Below are 19,258 nucleotides of genomic sequence, written 5' to 3'. Positions count from 1 at the left end.
CCGGCGCACACAGGCCGGCCGCGGGACCTGAGAAAAGGAGGGATCGGACGTGCGCGACGAATCGGCGGCTGAGCCGATGGCGACGCTGCTCAACAGCGCGCGCGCCCGCCAGCTGGATGCTGCGGCGCGGAACCGCCTGCACCGCGCCGCGCGCGAGGCCGCACTGCTGTATCCGGACAATCCCGACTTACAGCAGTGCGCGGTCGACGCGGCGATCGACTATCTCAACGACAATGCTGACCTGGACGCTGACGGTGCCGAATGGCATCGCATTCGCGACCAGGAGAAGCGACTCGGTGCCCGAGTCCGCCAACTCGCGGTGATGGCGGTGGCCGACAAGGCTGTCTCGGAACGGCGGGCGGCCAGCGCCATCTTCATCGACCGCATGGCGTTGCGGCGCTGGTCGGGCAAACGGCCCAACAGGCGCCGGAGCGGATCAGCGAAAGCCGCCCGGTGAAGATCCGACACACAAGCATCGCCGCCGCGCGCCGGGGCTTATCGCCGCTGCTGCTCAGCCTCGCCGTAGTGGTCGTCGTGGGCAGCGGCTGCTCGAACCAGGTGACGGGGGTAGCCGTCAAATCCGGCGGCCCGGCGCCCGCGGCGGCCAACGCGGCCCTGCTCGACCCCGGTAACTATCCGCGCCGGCCCCGGCCCCCCCTTGGGCAACGTCGCCGATGACGCCGCCGGGCGCCGCGTCGAGGCCCAGCGGATGGCCGACATGGTGGCCGGACCGTGGCAGATCGACGCCACGTTGATCAGCCCGACGAACGCCGAAATCGCGCCCACGACAGCGTTTCCCGAGCCCACACGGCTATCGGCGCTGGTGCGTGGGGATTCGATCGCCGCGATCGCCGCCGCGCATCATTTCGTGGCCGGTTTCGTCAGTGGGCGCGCCACCCCGCCACCTCCACAGGGACAGGCCGGCGCTGACAAGCCCAAGATCCTGGACAACGGGGTGTTTCGGTTCCCCAGCCCCCAAGACGCGACGGATGCGGCTGCGGCGATGGCCGCCGCTGATGTGGGCACCATCCGCCCGGGCAACATCCCAGCGACCCGGCTGGCGATCCCCAACTATCCCAACACGCGGGCCTACGTGGCCCCGCTGTCAGGAGGTTTTGAAGCCTCAGCGTTCAGCGCGCACGGCCTGTACGTGTTTTTCCAGTTCGCCGGATCCAAGGAAAGCTCCGCGGCGGTCGCCGACATGATCGCCAAAACCCTGGATTTGCAAGGCCCGGCCGCTGACCACTTTCAAGCCACCCCAGTCGATCGGCTGGCCAGCTTGCCGGCCGACCCGACCGGTCTGCTGGCCCGCACCGTGCCGGCCACCGACCCCAACGTCAACCAGGGTGGGGTCTACTCCGCGCACGGCTCACTACATTTCCGATCCGACCCGGTTGCCACCCAGGCGATGTACAACGACGCCGGCATTACCCACGTCGCCGTCGACCGCACCACCATCTACGAGGCCGTCGATACCACCGGCGCCCAGCGCGCCGCTGATGGGCTTGCCCGCATCGACGTGCCGTTCCTGGGCTATCACTCCGCCCCCGGCATCAACGGTCTACCCTCAGCGCGCTGCTTTGACCGCGGGCCCGACATCACCGACCTGGGGGCGGTGCGGTTTGTGTGCATCGCCACCGCAGCGCGCTACGCGTTCAAAGCCACTGCGGCCCAAGAGGTTGAGGCCCATCAGATCATGGCTGCCCAATACCTGATGCTGACCGCGCCATGACCGGGCGCATCCGTTCATGGTTGCGCGCCGCGGCCGTCGGAGTCGCGGCGCTGACGGTGGCCTGCAGTACCACGATCGCCGGCAGCGCGGTCAAAGCCCCCGGGGAGGCCAGCCCCGACGGTGTGAATCTGGCGTTGCTCGATGCTGGGAACTTCCCCACCACCCCCCGCGCCCCATTGGGGTTGGCCGGCGACGCGCTGCGCGGCGGCTGGGCCGAAGGGCGCCGCCTGGCCAGCGTGGTGGTGGGCCCGTGGGAGGTCGACGCCGACCTGATCGACTATGCGCAAATCGAATCCGGCGTGGTCAAAGACGTCGATGCGGTCAACGCGCTGCTCGGGGCCCCCCTGGGGGAGGCGCTTAACGGCCACAACTTGCTGGCCGGGTTTTCCAGCGCCCGTCACACCGACAAGGGCCCCTATAAGGACCTGCTGACCACGGTGTTGGAACTGGCCAGCCCGGCTGATGCGAGCGCCGCGATCACCGCGATGGCAGCCAAAGGCGCTGCCCTGACGATGCCCTTTGACACCAAACCCATCCCGACGCAACTGTTTTCGATTCCCCGATACCCAGCTACGACGGCACTGACCTACCAATGGACAGCGCAATACCCCGACCCCGGCCCGCGGTTCTCGGTGACCGCCTTGACCGCACACGGACAATACGTGCTGGCACAAACAGCGACGTCGGCTGACAAACCCGATACGGCTGCCGGGTTGATCGCCACCACACTGGATTTGCAGCAGCTCCTGGTCGACAAATTCAAGCCGACCCCGCCGGATCAGATGGCTCAACTGCCGCTGGACCCCGATGGGTTGATGGCCCACACGGTGGCCCCCCGCCAAGAAAACGAATCGATCAGCGACGGGATCTATGACGCCCATGGGGCGCTGCACCTGGCCACCGGCGACCCCGTCCACTTGGCGGCGATGTTCAAATCCGCTGGCGTGCAACAGGTCTCCTACGTCCTCGAAACCCGCGTCTACCAAACCCCCGACACGGCCTCCGCGGCGCGCCTCGTCGCCGATGAGACCGGGCCCAACCAGGTCGGCGGGATCAGCGGCATGCCCAAGGCGAAATGCTTCAACGAAACCCTGGGCTACTGGTGCGTGGCCCGCGCCGACCGCTACGCATTCGAGATGCAAAACGAACAAGAACACGCTGTGCACCAGATGATGGCCGCCCAATACCGCATGCTGACAGGGAAATGAGCCGCTGAATGCCCCTTGATGTAGGAACTATCATCGCCGGCTACCGCATCGAAGGCGTGCTGGGCCAGGGCGGGATGGGCACAGTGTATCTGGCCCGCCACCCGACGCTGCCCCGCAGCGAGGCGCTGAAAATCCTGTCCGGCGAACTGTGCGGAGACCGCCAATTCAGGGAGCGCTTCATCCGCGAAGCCAACCTGGCCGCGAGCCTGGACCACCCGAACATCGTGCGGGTCTACAACCGAGGCGAAACCGACGGGCACCTGTGGATCGCCATGGAATACGTCAAAGGAACCGCCGCCAACGATTTGGACCGCGCCAACCTCACCCCGGCCCGTATCGTGCGCATCATCACCGACGTCGCCGCCGCACTCGACTACGCCCACTCGCAGCACGTCTTACACCGCGATATCAAACCCGGCAACTTCCTCGTCGCAGCGCCCGGCAGTGAGCGTGAACGAGTGTTATTGGCGGACTTCGGCATTGCACGCGCTCTCGACGATGCCACCGCCCTGACCGCGACGGGCTCGATGGTCGGCACCGCGGCCTACGCCGCGCCGGAGACCATCGAAGGCCGACCCGCCGATCACCGCACCGACATCTACTCGCTGGGGTGTGCCCTGTTTCGGCTGCTTACCAGCCGCACCCCGTATGAGGACCCCTCCAACAAGTCCCTTGAGGCCATATTGGTCGGACACCTGATGCGGCCTGTCCCGCACCCCAGCGACATCAACCCCACCCTGCCACCGCAGATCGACGAGGTGATGGCTCGCGCGCTGGCCAAAAATCCAGCTGATCGTTTCCAGACCGCTGGCGAACTGGCTGCGGCGACTACTGCGGCGCTGACTAACAATCCGGCACCGCCAACCATCACCGGACCTCGTCCATCCCAGCCGACCAATCCCACCCTGACCTACCCACCCACCGGACCTTCCCTACCGGCGGGCTCCGCACCGGTGTGGCCGGCCTATGATCCCCGCGCAGCATCCGCGAATGGAGCGGCGCCGCAGCCGTTCACGGGCGCACCGCCCCCCTCAACCCCGACCGGTCGCCCAACCGAGTCCGGTCCTAAACCCAAGCGCCGCAACCGCACCCGGCTGATCGTGGGAGCAACCATCGTGGTTGCCGCGTTGGTCGCAGCGACAGTGGTGGGCATTCACCTGTTCGGCACCACCAGGACCGGATTGGGCCCATACCAACCGCAGACCCTGAACACCAAATTCGGCACCCTCAAACTCGAGCACCGCCCGATGGCCATCGCCGCGCTCGGAGCTGGCGACCCCGATGCCGTGCTCTCACTCGGCGCCCCTGTAGTGGTGATGAACGCGCCCGGCGCGACCACACCGAGCTGGCTGCAGCCGCTCATCCATTCCACCCCACCGGTCTTCGCCGCCGCCGACACCGCCGCCATCACCGCTGCCAAACCCGACCTCATCATCGACACCGACAACATCGACCAGACCACCTACAACTCGCTGGCCGCGATCGCCCCCACGCTGACCCAACCCGCCGACAACACCCAAGACTGGAACTGGCAGGCCCAACTGAACTGGATCGCCACCGCGCTGGGCCGCACCGACACCGCCAAAACCTTGGTCGACAAGGCGCAGTCCGAGCAGAACCAGATCCGCTCCGAGCATCGAAGTTTCGGCGGCAAATCCATCGTCGCGGTCAACTACACCGGGACCAACACCACCGCGGCGGCGGTCCCATCACCGCCGAGCAGCTACCTGGAAAGCATCGGCTTCCCCTACAACACCCACTACAAACGCGCCCCCGGCGGCCCACCAACCGTCCCGTTCAACATCGACGACGTCGACTACATCGCTCAACGCAGCGACGTCATGCTGCTGCTGCGCACCGACCCGGGCGCCGGCGGCGGCGGATACGGCGGCCTGCCCGCCAAATACAGCAGTTTCGGCGGCACGCTCGTCATCGTCGATGACCCCGCCACCATCGCCGCCCTCAACGCCGGCGGCCCAGCAGCCACCACCTACCTCAACACCGCGCTGGTCACCAAACTTGGCAACCAAATCCACTAAACCGCCAACGAGACACCGCGCGCCGCGTTCAGGCTGCAGCGCACGACGCGTTAAGAACCAGGCCATCGTTGAATCACGCTATCTGTGCAGTCAGGGGAATCCGTATGGCAATGCCAACCGAGGACAACGGAAACCGCGCCACCCTGGTCGACAATGTGGCGCTGCGACAAGCCGTCGCCGCCTTCGCCGCACAACCCAACCAGCGCGGGGCGCTCGAGGTACTCCGTTTGTGCATGGTCGGTGAGGTGCTTTTCGACATCACCGGATCCGATGCATTTACCGGCCAAACACCGTTCGCGGCCGGGTCTCGCCTCCAAATCCGCGGCGGCACAGGCCCCCACGGCAAAGGGTCGGCGCTGTTCGCTTATACCCGTCATGAGGAGATCGCCCGCCTGCACCCGCCGGGTACGCGCACGCAGTCATTGGTGCAGTCGGCTACCGGGGCCCTGGAGCTGGCCCAAAGCCAAGGCAACGACTGGCTCTATATCGACCCCGCCGGCCCCACCTGTGCATTGTCGGCCGCCGAAATCGATTTCGCCTTGCGCAATCCGAATAACGAGCCGCTCAAACGGGCGCTGGCCGATCACGCTGCCGGCAAGATCGACAGGCACACCGTCGTCGACGTGGTGCGCCAGAACGGACCGTTGGCAATCGCCGCCGACGATTCCCAAGGCAACGGGCACATCGCCGTTCGCAACACCACACATCCCGACGGCAGCTCCAGCATCTTCGGCTTCACCAGCGGCCCAGAAGTTCTAGCTTGGAGCCCCGCTGATGCGGCCGGGCCCCTCACGGTCGAACAAGTGGTGAACATGGCTCGCGCGCAAGGCCACAGCGGGATCGTCATCAACCCGGCAGGCCCATACCTGTGGGTCTCGCTGGCCGAAATCACCCAATAAAAAATGAAGAACGCCAACATCTTTCACGCGCCGAGAACCCGGCTCAAGGATGTTGCTGCGAAACGATCGCTCATATTGATCGCGCTGGCGCTTGCCTGGCCGGCGTTGGTCGGTCTGCCCCTGCATGCGACCGCAGCGCCCGATGACATTGATGCACTGATCGACGACAGCGGGCCACTGCCCAAACAGACCCGCGACCTCACGGCACTACCTGATCTGCTGTTCACCACCCCTAGTGGCCTGCTGTGCAAAAAGACCGTGGTCAAGGTGATGCATGACGTGACGTGCGCGGGTGATCTGCCCGGGGCGCCGGCGGGGACCCGGGTGGTGACACTGCCCACGGTCTACGCCCAGGCCAACGGGCCGGCGCGGTTTCTGCCCACCCCGCCCGAACGATTCTTCGGCGACACCACGGGCCAGGCGCCGGTCCTGCTGCCAGCGGGGCACAAAATCGTGTTCTGGGCGTTCTCGAACACCCAATCGCTGGTCTGCGGGGTGCCGCGATCGGCGGATCTGGTGTGCAGGCTCAACGCGCCGAAGGCCATCGGTGCCGACAACAGCGGTCCACAAACCCATGGCTTCGTGATCGCGGCTCCCCACAGTCACGTCTTCTGACGACAGCCAAGACGCGCGCGGCGCCCCGACAGCATCGTTCGCTCACATCGTGATCGGTTATTTGTCTAACAGGTCGGCGATCAGGAGCTCGATTGCGTCGGCGACATCGGGCGTTACGGGACGTTCGGCTTCGGCGTCTTCAAGGGCTGAGGCGGGCAGCCCGGAGCCTATGGCCGCCTCTTCCAGGCTCAGCTCCGCCCGGTGGCGGGCCCCGTAAAGCCGCTGCCCCAACGTCGCCGACGGCGAGGCGGCGGCGCGCATCATCACATCGTTGTAGGTGCGCCGCACACGGCTCAACGCCTTCATGGCCGCAGCGCCCCCAGTGGGCTGGCGCGCAGCAGTCAACGCCAGGCCCTCGAGCCTGCGCAGATCAGCCAGGATCGCAGTGGCTTTGGCGGTGAAGTCCGGGGCGTTCGGTTCAGGCAAGTCCGCGATGGTCACGCTGACGGCTTGCAGAGCGAGCTCGACCGTGCGCGAAATAGTCGGCGCGTGAATGGAGTCGGTCAACACCTCGGTCGCCTCGTCGCTACCAGCCTCAGGGACGGCCGCTGCTGCTAGCTCGCCCTCGCGTCGCTGCGCCTCGATGTACCCGGCGGGCAAGTCCAATTTCTTTTCCAGTTTTGCCAGCGTGCTGGGATGCGGCCAGCTGCGACCCAGCTCGAAATTGATGAGAGCGGACTGGTTATAGATCCCGTCGTTGTCCAGGCCCCGCTGGGAGATCCCCAACTGCTCACGACGCGCACGGACCGCTTGGCCAGCCCGCAGACGCCCCGCCGCGGCGATTTTCTCGGCTCGCGACGGATGCTCGGTCTGAGCTGACCCCAGTGCCTGGGTCGACTCATCCTGAGTCACGTCGGTGGTAAGGGTCACGGCCACCCCATCTGGGGTCCCGAGGTGCAGGGTCGTGGTAGCGGTAATGGGTACCGGGGTGCGGCGTTCTCCGTCGACGAACATTCCGTTGGTGCTGACATCGACGGCGTACCAACCATCGGGGTGGGGTTCGAGGACAACATGGCGCCGTGAAACCCGCTCATCATCGATGTCGACCGCCGCCTCAGGATCTCTGCCGATGAATACCGCGCCCGCGGCGGCGTGAAGAGTGTGCGTCGCGCGACCGACCCGCACAATTAGCGCGGGCGTCGTCACTGGGCTGGCAATCAATCGTCGCTCCCTTTCCCGGTTGAGGCACTGATGCTCTGCTGTTAAACAAAGCGCTCGGCTAAATGCTACCTCATCCGAACCGTAAAGGTGGGCTAGAAAGCACAGCGCCGCTGTCGAGGGCCTGCGGCGTTCTGCGATTCTCGCGTCGTGCGTACCGATGGGCGACTCACCACATTAATCCAGGTAGACACCCTAGAGTGAGCTGCTGACGCGGTTGCTTCACCGGGCCCATGACTCGCAAGCGGGACGGCCCCACAAGCGTGCTGTGGTTTCTAAACCATTGCGCTATGGGGACTGCTTGGGTTACTGTTCGGGCACGATGCCATTGCGGCCCTCGGCCACGCACAGAGAAAGGTCGCCGATGCAACACCCACAGCAGCCGCCCCTGGCGCCACCGCGCCACCCGTACGCGCCGGGGATGCCGCCGGTCGCTCCCCAGGGCTTCTACGAACCGCCTATCCAGCCACTGCCCCGCCCACAAGCCTTCCCGATGACGCCCCAGGCCGGCCCCTTCCCCTACCCGCATCCTCACCTACCACCAGGCGCGAACCCCTGGGCACCAACCGCCTTCACGGCCCGTAGTCCCCGAGTTGGCCTGCGCGGCAAACACCTTCCGCTCTACCTGGGCGGCGCGCTCACCGCGATCACCGCGGCGGTGCTCTTCGCGGGATTCGTAGCACCCGGTTTTCTCGTCACCAAACAACTCGACGTCCGCGCTGTCGCAGCCGGCGTCACGCACGTCTTGTCCGATCCGAACGGTTACGCCGCCAAGAACGTCAGCGACGTCACCTGCAACGACGGCCACAACCCCACCATTCTCAAGGGAGCCACCTTCACCTGCCAGGCCACCATTGACCACATCAAACACCAGTTCACGGTCACCTTCACCGACGACGCGGGTGGCTACGAGGTCAGCGCCCCGAAGGGAACAAAAATCTGACCATGCGCTTGGACGACATGGGCCAGCCGGCACGAATCCACTGCGGCCAGGCGCCAAAGCCGCCTAACCGCAACCTGTTAGGGGCGTGCCTAGCGCTGCTGGCGATGGTGGTGCTGGCGCTGGTGATCCTGCTGTTGTTCAACGAGTTGAGCAGCCCGGTGTTCGGGGTCAAACTCGAAGAGGGCTATTTCCCCGACAATTCCGCGACGATCGTGCATTCCGCACGAATCGGGGTCCTCACTTCGACCGGGTTGATCGTCGTCGCGACTGGCCTGGCCGCGAGCGCCGTGGCCGTACGCCCGCACCCATTTCTCCAGGTGGTCGCCGTGCTGACCCTGGTGTCCCTGATCCCGCTGCTACTGCTGCTCTTGTTCTGCTACGCCCTTGCCTTCTAAACCTCCTCGGGAGGACAGGAATTCTCCGTCCCGAAGCGCCGCGAGTTTCGTGCGATTGCAGATGGGATCAGATCGTCCCACCGGGATCCATTGCCCATCCTGGCGGGCTGCCATCCGCGCGGTGTCAGCGGGAGAGCTCGACGAGTTCTCCGCTGATTTCCCACCGCGAGCCGATGGGTTCAACGGCCAGCAGCTCACCGGCCACACACCAATCGTCTCCAGGGCTCCACTGGACACCCCCGGCACCGAAAGGCTTGACAAGCCGCGGCACAGCGCCGAGCACGCCGCGTCGTTGATCAAGCAGGTGCGCCTCGATTTCGGCGGCATCGGCCGCCAGCATTGTCGCAAGCCGCGCCACAACTTCAGCAAGCACGGTCGCGTCTGCATGGGTGGCGAACACCGAGATGACGCCATCGAAAATGCCTTTTACCAAACCAGCACCCCACACCGGTGGTCGACCCCCGCGCGGCGGCCGGACCCGGACTCTGACACCAAAAGGTGTATGGGGCGTGCATTCTGGCTCGAATACCTTCACCGGCCCGCGCGCGAGCGCTAGCCACACTTGTTCCAGCTTCTTCTCGCCAGAGAACGCGCCCAGGTCCGTCCAGTCGAACGACGCCAGCAGTCGGCCCTGCCGCCAGTCGGTGAAGGAGGCCGACCGCGGTGCCAGCGCATAGCGGTAGCAGAACGGATACTCGCCACCATCCGGAGGGGCTGGCACGACAGCACCGTGCTCGAAGCGAATCCCGTTACACCCAGCGATCGCAAACGAGCCAATGTTGTAGAGCAACAGGTTTTCCACGTCAGCACCGTCGGGCTTTGCTCCGAAAAACGTGGCGTGCAGCACCTGGCCATCCGAGGGTTTGAGCTGCCTGCAGCGAGCCTGAATCTCGCTGCTTAGGTTCTTCTGGCGGACACGCCGGTCCCCAGACTGGATGTAGGCATCTGCCCAGGCCTCGACGACCGCACGCCCCGGCAATGGCCCGTGGACCACGCTGCGACCCTCATACTCACGGCGTGGGCCTGTTCGCCGGCTCCGCCCTGTCGTGGTGGATTCCAGGTTTCGCGGGCCCGAGTGGCAGATCGCGCACACCGCAAGCGGCTCCCCCAGCTCTTTGATCGCCCACCGCTCGAGTTCGGCCGAATGCTGCGCACAGACCTTCACGTACGGTCCGGTCCAGCTGCCGGCGCGTGGGTTCGTCCCGTTGATCGTTCGGCACCTGGCACGGTGCACACGGGCGCCGGTGGCAGTGTGGCTGCGCGCAATGTTGATCACGAAGCCATCCGGGTGGTCAGTCAGCCAGGCTTGATAGCCCGCATCATCGTCGCGAAACTCCCGTGCACTCATCCCCAGACCTTCATCGTGCCCTGCGGGTCTGCACCCCGAGCCATCACCCGTGTCATCATTCCCACTGCCGCTGTGCTGCAGAGGGTTTCGTAGCATGCGCTGACTTCCCCGTGAAACTCCCGCCGCCGCAGGGGCGCAGTTCTGGCCGGTTATGAGTGGCGGGTGATGTTGTCATTGATCACGCGAGCAAGTGATGCGCCCGTGGTGATGGTGTTTTGCCCGCACGCGCGCACATCCACCACGACGTTGCGCCGCACACCCATCGCGCGCTCGCACTCACTGCCTTGGTGTTCGCTCGCCCCGGCGGGCAGCAACACCGTGCTGGCGATGCCGTCGGTCTCGCTGATGATCGTGATCGTGGCGTGGTCATCGGGTTGGCCGTTGGTGAAGGAAACGGTGACGCCGGTCAGTCGGCACCCTCGCCACGCCGAGAGCTGTTGGGTGTAAAACTGTTGCGCGGCAGCCTCATCGGAGAACGCCGCCACCGCCTGAATCACCTTGTGGCGTCCCGGACTGGCCTCCATCAGTCCTTGGACCGCGACGCCGGTATACCCCGACCCGGTGTAGGTGCTTGCCAACGCCGGGGCCACGGCGCTGGCGCACTTGGCCGGGTCTATCGACACGTCTGAGGCAAGCGACGTCGCCACCTCACGCGGTCGCATCTGCACGTCGTGGAGTACATTGCCGACCTGGTCGGCAGATGCCAGCAGGCTCGGCAGCGCTGCGATGTCTAGCGCCGGCGCCGCCGGCGAAGCGCTCGGTGACGGTGTCGGCGGCGCCGGCCTACTCGAGCTCGAGGCAGGTGCCCGCGTCGATGACGGCGCCGCCGAGTTCGACGTCGTCGTCGAATCGTTGCCGCCCACCACCACCAGCGTGATCACCACTACCGTGATCACGGCGGTGATCGCACCGGCAACCCACCAGGGCCAACGCCGGCGCCGCCGCGGCGGCGGGTATCCGATGGGCGGCATGCCCGGACCGCCCACTGGGTAGGGATACGGCGGCCCACTCGGTGGCCCCTGCCAGTGTGGTGGGGCTTGAGGCGGCTGCCAGGCCGGGCCGGGTTGCGGGAAGGATCCTCCCCCCGGCGTCGGTGGCGGCGCTGGTGGGCGCTGCGGGAGGTTCATCGTCGGCTCATCGCCCTGCCCGGGCCCCCAATCGGTGCTCATTGCTCTAACCCTGCCTCAATACGGTGAAATCCTCAGTGGGATTGCGGATCCAATGCCTCGTCGGCGAGCGGCTGTCGTCGCACCGTGTCGCTGCTCGCTCACCGGGCCCGCATTGATCCAGCACCTGCGTGCGGCTCTGTTCAGGCGTCGGTGAAACGTTGGTAGCACAGGTCGTCGTTGCTGTTGACGACCCCGGAGCGAAATGCGGTGATCCGGGTAAACCCCGCCGGCACGGTCTGCCCGTTGACGTCGCTGGCCACCAGGTGGTTGGTCAACAGCCCGGCAACAGCTTTGTCGAGGTCCCCGGCAGTCAGGGTCAGCGCATTGCCCGACGGCACCGACACCGTGCCAGCCATTTTGCGGTGCGCCAGGCCGGTAAGGCAGGCGGTCCGCAATGCGCTCACCGGTGAATCGAGCTTGAGGCCGCGTTCGTGTTGCACCGCAAGGACATACCGCGACATCACCACCGACATCGCGGTGTCATCACCCTGGATCAGCACATGACCGGACTGCTCATTACCGGGCGCACCCATCTTTTGGAGCTGGGCGAGATCGACAGCGATGGTGTTGGTGGCCGGGCAGTATGAGGCGGGCGGGCTGGCTTGGGCGTCAGCGCAGCCGGCGGCGGTATAGGACAGCTGCGGGGGGCTTTTCAGGGCGAAGATCGCCCCAAGGGTGTCCATCAGCGACGACAGGGTTTGCTCGGTGATCGGCACTTCCCCGGTCTCTAAGCGACCGGATTGGTCGTAGGTCAACGCGATCGGCAAATCCCCGCGACGCTGCTTGACCTCGTTGTCGTCGATCGCGGCACACGCCGAGGCGCCTGAGACAAAACCCATCTGGAAAGCACTGACACGGTCGAGCGCGGTGCCGTGGCCTTCTTCGATCAGCTCCCGATCGTCGGGGGTAAGGATCGGGTCACGCAGGGTGATCAGGCCGGCCAGTACATGGTCGAGCCCGTCACCGGTACTGAGGGTGAAGCGCGTCGACTTGCCTTCGGCAACCCAGCGCATGTAGACACCGCCAAAGCAGTCCGCCTGCTGTTCTAGCACGATCGTCGAGGTGCCGCGGGGGGCGATGTTGGCCATGTCCTGAATGGCGTGACCATACTCGTGAGCGAAGATGCCTGTGACCGGCATCGATCCGAAATATGTTTTGCCGGTGGGGATAAGCACCCCGCGGTCCCAGGCGATCAGGTTGCAGCGCGGCGAGAACAACGCGTTGATCAGTTTGTAGGTTCGGTGATGGCATACGGCAGGGCTGGCCGGATCCTCGGAGTCGTAGGAGACGAGTTCGTCGACGGGCTTGAATTCGCCTTTGAAAAATTTGCTGTAGTTGGAGCGCCAGAAACTTTGAATGTCGTTGACCGACAACAGCACCAAAGTGTCGTCCTCACCATGGTCGGTGTTTTCCACTGTGCCGGTGGGTTGGGGTGCGTCGCTGCGAGGTCCGCTTGGGCCGTCGACCGCCAGCAGGCCCCCGACGTGGAAAGGGTCGTAGAGCATCGAGGCACCGTGTCCTTTGATGATGGTGGTGCACCCCGCGGCGGCGACGGCGATCATCGCGACGACGCTGACCGCCGTCGCCGCAGCGACCGCACCGCGCAGTCGGCTAGTCACGAGGCAACCTTATCGTCGCAAGATCCGCGCGCGCCCCGTTCTGTGTGGCCCATGCGCGGGCCGCACAGAACAGCACATGCGTGCTAGTATGTGCGTATGAACGGTTCGGCGGCGCCCGCGTTGGGTGCCCTATTGGCCAAGCACCGGATTGACCTCTCGGTGGAGGAGGTTCTCAACGAGCTAGATTCCGCGTTTGCGGCGATCCCGGGAGCAACCACGCTGTCGAAGACGGAGGTGGACTTTCTTCGCACCCACGCCGAACCCAGCGCCGAGGCAGTCATCGAGACATGGTCGGCCGACGATGAGCGCCAGGCCCGCGCCCGTGTTGCGTTGCGGCAACTCACCGGCGCGCTTTCTGGATCGGTCAGCATCAAAGAAGCCGCCGCGATCTTGGGTGTCGATCGGTCGCGCGTGTCACGGCGGATCACCGGAAAAGCGCTATGGGCCTTCGATCTTCAGGGAAGCCGACGCATCCCCCGCTGGCAGTTCCTCGGGAAGGAGCTGCTTCCGGGCTTGGACGTAATCGTGCCTGCGATACCACGCGACGCTACCCCCGCGGTCCTGGATGCGTTCATGCACACCGCGCAGCCCGACTTTGACAACCGCACGCCGATCGAGCATCTGGCCGCCGGCGGTGACGCCGAGTTGGTCGCCGGCTTCCTCGAGGATCTCGGACGCTGGTGAGCCCCCAGCCCAAACCGAAAGCGCCTCGAACACCTCCCGCGCAGCTCGTCCAAGAACCGCAAGACAGCATCGACTACACCGGCACGCTATGGCGGGTCCACCGCACCGCCGGCGAGCACGTGCTGCCTTGGAACCAACTGCGCACCTACGGGCCGCTGCCATCGATGCGGTGGGACCCCCACCCGGGCCCTTCACCTGGCGCACGCAGCGAAGGTGTGCTGTATGCCGCAGCCGATCTCGCAACCAGCCTGGCCGAGGTCTACCAAACAACGCGCGTGATCGACACCCGCGCAGGCACTCCGACCCTGACCGCCTGGCACCCCCAGCGGCCACTGCACCTGCTCGACTTGTCCACAACTTGGCTGCTGCGCAACAGCGCCTCGACCGCACTACTGGCCGCGCCACGCTCGGTATGCCGGCGCTGGGCCCGTGCTATCTACACGACTTGGCCTGACCTGGACGGGCTCTACGTCCCGTCGACGATGACCGGGCGGCCCAACATTGTGCTGTGGACCGCGGCCGCCGACTCTATCCCGATGATGCCGGCGTTCTCACGCCCGCTCGCGCACCCGCTCGTCTGGTCGATCACGCAAGCAGCAGCTGGCGAGATTGGCTACACGATCTTATGACCATGGCCTCCGATGATGAGCCCGTCCAGCCGGGGCCAGTGACACCCGAGGGCGCTATCACCGTTCACACGATGGGCGTCCACTACCGGTGGCAAATTCCTGAGGTGGTCCGCCAGCAACTGCGGCTCGCACATAGCCTGCGCGAGGATCTGGTCACCTTGCAACTGGCCTATGACGAAGACATCAAGGCGATCTGGTCGTCGTATCCGACGGTAGCGGCCGCTGAAGCTCACGTCGCGGCGACCGAAGCGGAGGCCATCGCGGCCAACGAGGCACTGAAGGCTGCCCGCTCCGCAGCCAGAGGCAAACGCGTGAACACCGCGATCACCGAGCGACTACACGACGCCAGGACCGCACTCAAAGCCGCACGCCACGCCCGCCGGGAAGCGATCGCCGACGTGAGGCAAGACGCCGCGCAGCGCCGCCGCGACCGCGGCGCACAACTGGCGGCCGAGCAGAAAGCCCTCTACCGCACCTACTGCCAACACGGCGACCCGACGCTGTTCTGGGCGACGTTCAACAGCGTCATGGACGAACATAAGGCGGCGGTGCGCCGAATCCAGCAACAGCGCGCCCAAGGCCGCCCAGCTGCGCTGCGCCACCACCGCTTTGACGGCACCGGCACCCTCGCGGTCCAACTGCAGCGAACCGCCGGCGCGCCGCCACGGACTCCGATGCTGCTCGCCGATCCCGCCGGGCGCTACCATAACGTCCTGCACCTGCCGTGGGTTGACCCCGACCAGTGGGCATCCATGACCCGCGCCGAGCAGCGCCACGCAGGACGCATTACGGTGCGGATGCGATGCGGATCCCTTGGGGGCCAACCACAGTGGATTGACTTGCCGGTCCAAGCCCACCGCTGGCTGCCCCAAGACGCCGATATCACCCGCGCCAAACTCACCGTCACCCGACTCGGCGCCGATCTGCGGGCGCGGCTTTCGATCACCGCGCGGCTCCCCCATCCGACTGTCCCCCGCCGCGGCGATCTCCCCACCCTGGCCATACATTTGGGCTGGCATGCCATCGATGAGGGTGTCGTGGTCGCGCATTGGCGCTCAGACCGACCAGTGGCGATCCCATCCGAACTGGCCGACGTGATCGTGCCCATCGTCGAGGGAATCTCGGGCCGCATCATCGCGCCCGGCTCCGTCGGGACCCGGCTAGAGCGCTACGCCGAGATCGCCTCGGCTCGTGATGCGGCATTGAACGACATCCGGGACCGGCTGAGCACGTGGCTTGCCGACCAGGGGCCGCGGCCGCATCCGATCCGGCCCGACGAACAGATCACCGCCGCCGATGCTGCGCGGTGGCGCTCCCCCGCTCGATTCGCCGCCCTCGCGCTCGCCTGGCGCGGCTCCGACCTCGAGATCGCCCAACCGCTTGAAGCGTGGCGGCGGGCCGACAAACTGTTATGGCAACAGCAAGCGCACGGCCGTGCACGAGCCCTCGGCCACCGCACGGACTTGTGGCGGCGGGTTGCAAGCGCGCTGGTCAGCCAGTGCGGGCGCCTAGTCGTCGATGACACCAATATCTCCGCCGTGATACGAAACACCATGGCGCACACTAGGATTCCTGCCGACCTACAGCGCCAAATCGATCGCCGCCGCGATCATGCAGCGCCTGGCGCTCTGCGGTCGAGCATGGTCGCCGCAGCGACCCGCGACGGCGTCCCGGTGATAGTGGTGCCCGCTGCGGGGTTGAGCCGAATCCACGCCGGCTGTGGATATGAGAACCGGGTAGAGAGCCGACGGCGGCGCCGCAAGATCATTTGCGCCGGGTGCGGTCGCACCTATGACCCCGATCTTTCAGCGACGGCGCTGATGCTCGCTCGAGCGGCGCAACCACCGGTGCAGCCTTGACCCGCCGGCCTAGCGTGCCACTGGCTACAATGACTCACGAGGACTTCGCCCAGCGATCCGGGCCCAAAGGATCGACGGGTCATTCCACGGTTGCCCACGGACTGACAAACAGAGCCCAGCGATCCGGGCCCAAAGGATCGACTCCTTCTCCGGTTGGCAGGCACCCTGCAACGGATATCGCCCAGCGACGCGCTGCCGCGCATTTCAGAGGCGCGGAAGATTCCTGGTGTCCCGCAGTCAGATTCGTGCCGGATAGCGACGGCTCTCATTGCTGCTGTCGGTACCGCTGATCGTCGCGGCGCTCGGCTACGAGAGGTAGCGCCACATCGCGCACGTTTCCAGCAGCGGCTTAACCAAGTCCACAACCTCGCCGTAGCTCATGGAGACGTTTCGCATCGTGCGGTTGCCGCCCAACTGGGGCAGGTAGGGCCGCGGCTCTGCGCCGTTGAGCCGGTCAAGCAGCGCACCGGCCATCTTTTCGACGACTGGCCAGGCTTGTTCTAGTTGGCCCGACCAGTACGGCTCGTTGTCGGGAATGCTTGGGACGACCTGGATTAGACCCGCATAGCAGGCGCCGTCACTGTCAGCCCCGAAGTCGAATTTCTCAGCGACGGTCTGGCGAAATGACTTACCGTCTTCGTCCGTGTCGTCCACTGCGTGCGCTGGCTTACCCCACTGCAAGCGGGCCTCTGCCCACGGGCCCGCGTAATAGATGAACGCGGCCTGCACCGGGTGATCGCTTGATATCAGTACCTTGCTGTTGCCCCCGGACGGACCTCCGTCGATCGTGCCCATGGTGACGGCCATCCGGTCATCAAGTAGCCCGTTGTTCGCAGTCATCAGCGCAGCGACGGTGTGGGCCGCCTCGTGGTGCGCGACCGCAGTCTTATCGGCCATGCCGCGCAGACTACAGACACATACGGTCGGCCCCGGGGAGCCGACCGGTTAGTCGGGTCGGCCCACTTCGTAGTTGCCGTTGTTGTCCAAGAACGTCACGGTGACCTGCCGAGGGGTGCCGTCGACGCTAACCCGGCAGGTGAAACTGGCGCCCTGCCTCACAGGAACATTCGCGCCGTCATTGCATTTGACGTCGGAAACGTTCTTGTCGCCGTAGCCGGTGACCTCGTCGGTCAGTACGCCTTGGACCTCCGCTTCGGCAGCCCCGATGTCGAGTTTCTTGGTGGTTAGGAAGCTGGGCTTGGACAAACCGATAGCCACACCCGTCGCCAGGAGCGCGCCAGCCAGTCCCAGGCCACCCCACAACAGGGCCTTAGCCTGGATTTTGCGCGCAACTTGGGATGACACGGTGCGGGGTTAGCGAAAGTGCCTGTCCTGCAAGGGATAATGAGACTGCTGAAGGTCCATGATTCCGAGCGGGAGGGCACTTTCTAGGTGAAGGGTAGCGCAGCGGTTTCTCGGGTGAAAGTGTCGGCGGACGGGCACGGCGTGGTGTCGCATGCGGGGATGGGGCTGTTGCGTGAGTTGGCCGACCTGACCGGGTTGTCGTCGCAGGTCACGGCCTCATTAGCCGATACGTACCAGGGCCCATGGGTCTACGCACCGGGTGCGGTGTTCGCTGATTTGGCGGCGGCGGTGGCCGACGGCGCGGACTGTATCGACGGGATCGGGCAACTCTGCAGGGACCGCGAGCATGTATTCGGTGCGGCGGCCTCGACGACCACCATGTGGCGCCTGGTTGACCAGCGCGTCGATGCGGCGCACCTGGCGGGAGTGCGCGCTGCCCGCGCGGCGGCCAGAGCGGCGGCCTGGGCCGCAGGAGCCAACCCGCCACCTGGCAAGTGGCTGCATATCGATATTGACGCCACGTTGGTCATCGACCACTCCGACAACAAGGAGAGCGCGGCTTCTACCTGGAAAAAGTCGTTCGGACACCACCCGTTGTTAGCGTTTCTGGACCGCCCAGAGATCGCCGGCGGTGAGGCGCTGGCCGGGCTGCTGCGCAAAGGCAACGCGGGCAGCAACACTGCGGCCGACCACGTCACGGTCCTTGAGCAGGCATTGGCGTCGCTGCCGGCCGATTGGCGTCACGGCCCGCACAATCCCGAGGCGCCCAAGGTCGTGGTGCGCTCGGACTCGGCCGGTGCCACCCATGCCTTCGCCAACGCCTGCCGCGATCACGACGCCGGATTCTCCTTCGGCTTCCCGGTCGATGCCCGCGTGCAGGATGCCGTGGACACCCTCAATCTCGGTAATGCCTGGTACCCGGCGATCGAGGCCACCGGCGACATCCGCGACGGGGCCTGGGTGGCCGAGGCCACCGACCTGGTCAACCTGTCCGCGTGGCCTGCCGGAACCCGGTTGGTCCTGCGCAAGGAGCGCCCGCACCCCGGCGCCCAGCTGCGGTTCACCGATGCCGACGGCATGCGGGTGACCGCTTTTATCACCGACACACCCCCAGGTGTCATCCCGGGGCAGTTGGCCGGACTCGAGCTGCGACACCGCCAACATGCCCGCGTCGAGGACCGCATCCGCGAAGGCAAGGCCACCGGGCTGGCCAACCTGCCCTGCCACGGCTTCGACGCGAACGCCGCCTGGCTGGAAATCGTCTTGACTGCAAACGATCTCGTGACCTGGGCGAAACTACTCGGGTTCGCCGACCAACCCAAGATCGCCCGCTGCGAGATCGCCACGTTCCGCTACCGTGTGCTACACGTTGCCGCCCGCATCACCCGCGGCGCCCGACAACTGCGGCTCCGCATCGACTCCACCTGGCGCTGGGCCACAACGATCACCAACGCCTGGCACCGCATCCGCGCAGCCTTCCCCTGACCCGCCCAACCACCCCGTCCCAACGACTACGAAAGGCCCAAGGCCCTGGAAACCTCGCACACCCCGCGACACGGGGCGAGTAAACATGTCAAAACCCGAAAATACTGAATGCACAAGCCAATCCGCGGCCAACCCGCACCCCGGCCTACCGGTATGCAAAATCGAGGTTAG

Annotated in this window: 19 protein-coding genes; 13 read left to right on the top strand and 6 right to left on the bottom strand. The window is 65.8% G+C overall.

What is annotated here, in order from left to right; genetic code table 11:
• Positions 1-49: 49 nt before the first annotated feature.
• The 6 genes from AC2VON_RS26415 to AC2VON_RS26390 all read left to right on the top strand — a co-directional run bounded on the left by AC2VON_RS26415 (position 50) and on the right by AC2VON_RS26390 (position 6,493).
• The gene (locus AC2VON_RS26415) at positions 50-457 is read left to right on the top strand and encodes a hypothetical protein (protein ID WP_036473556.1); all 408 of its coding nucleotides are present in this window, start codon (positions 50-52) and stop codon (positions 455-457) included.
• A gap of 201 nt (positions 458-658) precedes the next feature.
• Positions 659-1,732: a DUF7373 family lipoprotein gene (locus AC2VON_RS26410; protein WP_083063901.1), complete on the top strand. Its 1,074-nt coding sequence runs from the start codon at positions 659-661 to the stop codon at positions 1,730-1,732.
• Positions 1,729-2,940 (top strand): DUF7373 family lipoprotein, encoded by a 1,212-nt coding sequence (locus tag AC2VON_RS26405; RefSeq protein ID WP_036473554.1) that lies wholly within the window; start codon positions 1,729-1,731, stop codon positions 2,938-2,940. Before AC2VON_RS26410 ends, AC2VON_RS26405 begins: the two co-directional genes overlap by 4 nt.
• 8 nt (positions 2,941-2,948) lie before the next feature.
• Complete coding sequence (locus tag AC2VON_RS26400) at positions 2,949-4,979, top strand: serine/threonine-protein kinase (RefSeq protein ID WP_036473551.1); 2,031 nt, start codon at positions 2,949-2,951, stop codon at positions 4,977-4,979.
• A gap of 104 nt (positions 4,980-5,083) precedes the next feature.
• A complete protein-coding gene (locus AC2VON_RS26395; RefSeq protein WP_232232243.1) occupies positions 5,084-5,878 on the top strand; it encodes an SseB family protein in 795 nt (264 codons plus the stop codon).
• A 3-nt stretch (positions 5,879-5,881) separates the two neighbouring features.
• The gene (locus tag AC2VON_RS26390) at positions 5,882-6,493 is read left to right on the top strand and encodes a hypothetical protein (protein WP_231122301.1); all 612 of its coding nucleotides are present in this window, start codon (positions 5,882-5,884) and stop codon (positions 6,491-6,493) included.
• Between the two features lie 57 nt (positions 6,494-6,550).
• On the opposite strand, the gene AC2VON_RS26385 is transcribed toward AC2VON_RS26390, so the two are convergent.
• Complete coding sequence (locus AC2VON_RS26385) at positions 6,551-7,654, bottom strand: FHA domain-containing protein (protein ID WP_036473549.1); 1,104 nt, start codon at positions 7,652-7,654, stop codon at positions 6,551-6,553.
• 361 nt (positions 7,655-8,015) lie between these two features.
• Here AC2VON_RS26385 and AC2VON_RS26380 point away from each other — a divergent pair, with 361 nt between their 5' ends.
• Together AC2VON_RS26380 and AC2VON_RS26375 are read left to right on the top strand one after the other, a co-directional pair.
• The gene (locus AC2VON_RS26380; protein ID WP_231122300.1) at positions 8,016-8,594 is read left to right on the top strand and encodes a DUF4333 domain-containing protein; all 579 of its coding nucleotides are present in this window, start codon (positions 8,016-8,018) and stop codon (positions 8,592-8,594) included.
• Between the two features lie 2 nt (positions 8,595-8,596).
• Positions 8,597-8,989 (top strand): hypothetical protein, encoded by a 393-nt coding sequence (locus AC2VON_RS26375; RefSeq protein ID WP_036473545.1) that lies wholly within the window; start codon positions 8,597-8,599, stop codon positions 8,987-8,989.
• A 124-nt stretch (positions 8,990-9,113) separates the two neighbouring features.
• On the opposite strand, the gene AC2VON_RS26370 is transcribed toward AC2VON_RS26375, so the two are convergent.
• Positions 9,114-9,983, bottom strand: a complete 870-nt coding sequence (locus AC2VON_RS26370) for a hypothetical protein (RefSeq protein WP_064942981.1) — start codon at positions 9,981-9,983, stop codon at positions 9,114-9,116.
• A 503-nt stretch (positions 9,984-10,486) separates the two neighbouring features.
• Positions 10,487-11,056 carry a sensor domain-containing protein gene (locus tag AC2VON_RS26365; protein ID WP_254902468.1) on the bottom strand — a complete coding sequence of 190 codons (570 nt, stop codon included), beginning with the start codon at positions 11,054-11,056 and terminating at the stop codon, positions 10,487-10,489.
• A 7-nt stretch (positions 11,057-11,063) separates the two neighbouring features.
• Here AC2VON_RS26365 and AC2VON_RS26360 point away from each other — a divergent pair, with 7 nt between their 5' ends.
• Complete coding sequence (locus AC2VON_RS26360) at positions 11,064-11,330, top strand: hypothetical protein (protein WP_036473540.1); 267 nt, start codon at positions 11,064-11,066, stop codon at positions 11,328-11,330.
• Positions 11,331-11,646: 316 nt separating this feature from the next.
• Here the strand turns inward: AC2VON_RS26360 and AC2VON_RS26355 are convergent, their stop codons facing one another.
• A complete protein-coding gene (locus AC2VON_RS26355) occupies positions 11,647-13,068 on the bottom strand; it encodes a neutral zinc metallopeptidase (protein WP_051641723.1) in 1,422 nt (473 codons plus the stop codon).
• A 153-nt stretch (positions 13,069-13,221) separates the two neighbouring features.
• Between AC2VON_RS26355 and AC2VON_RS26350 the strand changes: the two genes are divergently transcribed.
• The 3 genes from AC2VON_RS26350 to AC2VON_RS26340 all read left to right on the top strand — a co-directional run bounded on the left by AC2VON_RS26350 (position 13,222) and on the right by AC2VON_RS26340 (position 16,297).
• The gene (locus AC2VON_RS26350) at positions 13,222-13,809 is read left to right on the top strand and encodes a helix-turn-helix domain-containing protein (RefSeq protein ID WP_036473535.1); all 588 of its coding nucleotides are present in this window, start codon (positions 13,222-13,224) and stop codon (positions 13,807-13,809) included.
• Entirely contained in the window at positions 13,806-14,438 is a 633-nt protein-coding gene (locus AC2VON_RS26345; RefSeq protein WP_036473533.1) for an RES family NAD+ phosphorylase, read from the top strand. Before AC2VON_RS26350 ends, AC2VON_RS26345 begins: the two co-directional genes overlap by 4 nt.
• A gap of 71 nt (positions 14,439-14,509) precedes the next feature.
• A complete protein-coding gene (locus AC2VON_RS26340; RefSeq protein ID WP_486955447.1) occupies positions 14,510-16,297 on the top strand; it encodes a hypothetical protein in 1,788 nt (595 codons plus the stop codon).
• A 306-nt stretch (positions 16,298-16,603) separates the two neighbouring features.
• Here AC2VON_RS26340 and AC2VON_RS26335 read toward each other — a convergent pair whose 3' ends face one another.
• Together AC2VON_RS26335 and AC2VON_RS26330 are read right to left on the bottom strand one after the other, a co-directional pair.
• A complete protein-coding gene (locus AC2VON_RS26335) occupies positions 16,604-17,194 on the bottom strand; it encodes a hypothetical protein (RefSeq protein ID WP_036473529.1) in 591 nt (196 codons plus the stop codon).
• 48 nt (positions 17,195-17,242) lie between these two features.
• Positions 17,243-17,602: a DUF4333 domain-containing protein gene (locus AC2VON_RS26330; protein WP_486955446.1), complete on the bottom strand. Its 360-nt coding sequence runs from the start codon at positions 17,600-17,602 to the stop codon at positions 17,243-17,245.
• Between the two features lie 87 nt (positions 17,603-17,689).
• Here AC2VON_RS26330 and AC2VON_RS26325 point away from each other — a divergent pair, with 87 nt between their 5' ends.
• Positions 17,690-19,087 (top strand): IS1380 family transposase, encoded by a 1,398-nt coding sequence (locus tag AC2VON_RS26325; protein ID WP_065132487.1) that lies wholly within the window; start codon positions 17,690-17,692, stop codon positions 19,085-19,087.
• The last annotated feature ends 171 nt before the right edge of the window (positions 19,088-19,258 follow it).

The organism is Mycobacterium sp. TH-M82 (genome assembly GCF_057473605.1).
Note: the sequence above shows the minus strand (reverse complement) of the source record. Positions and strands in the feature narration are given on the sequence as shown.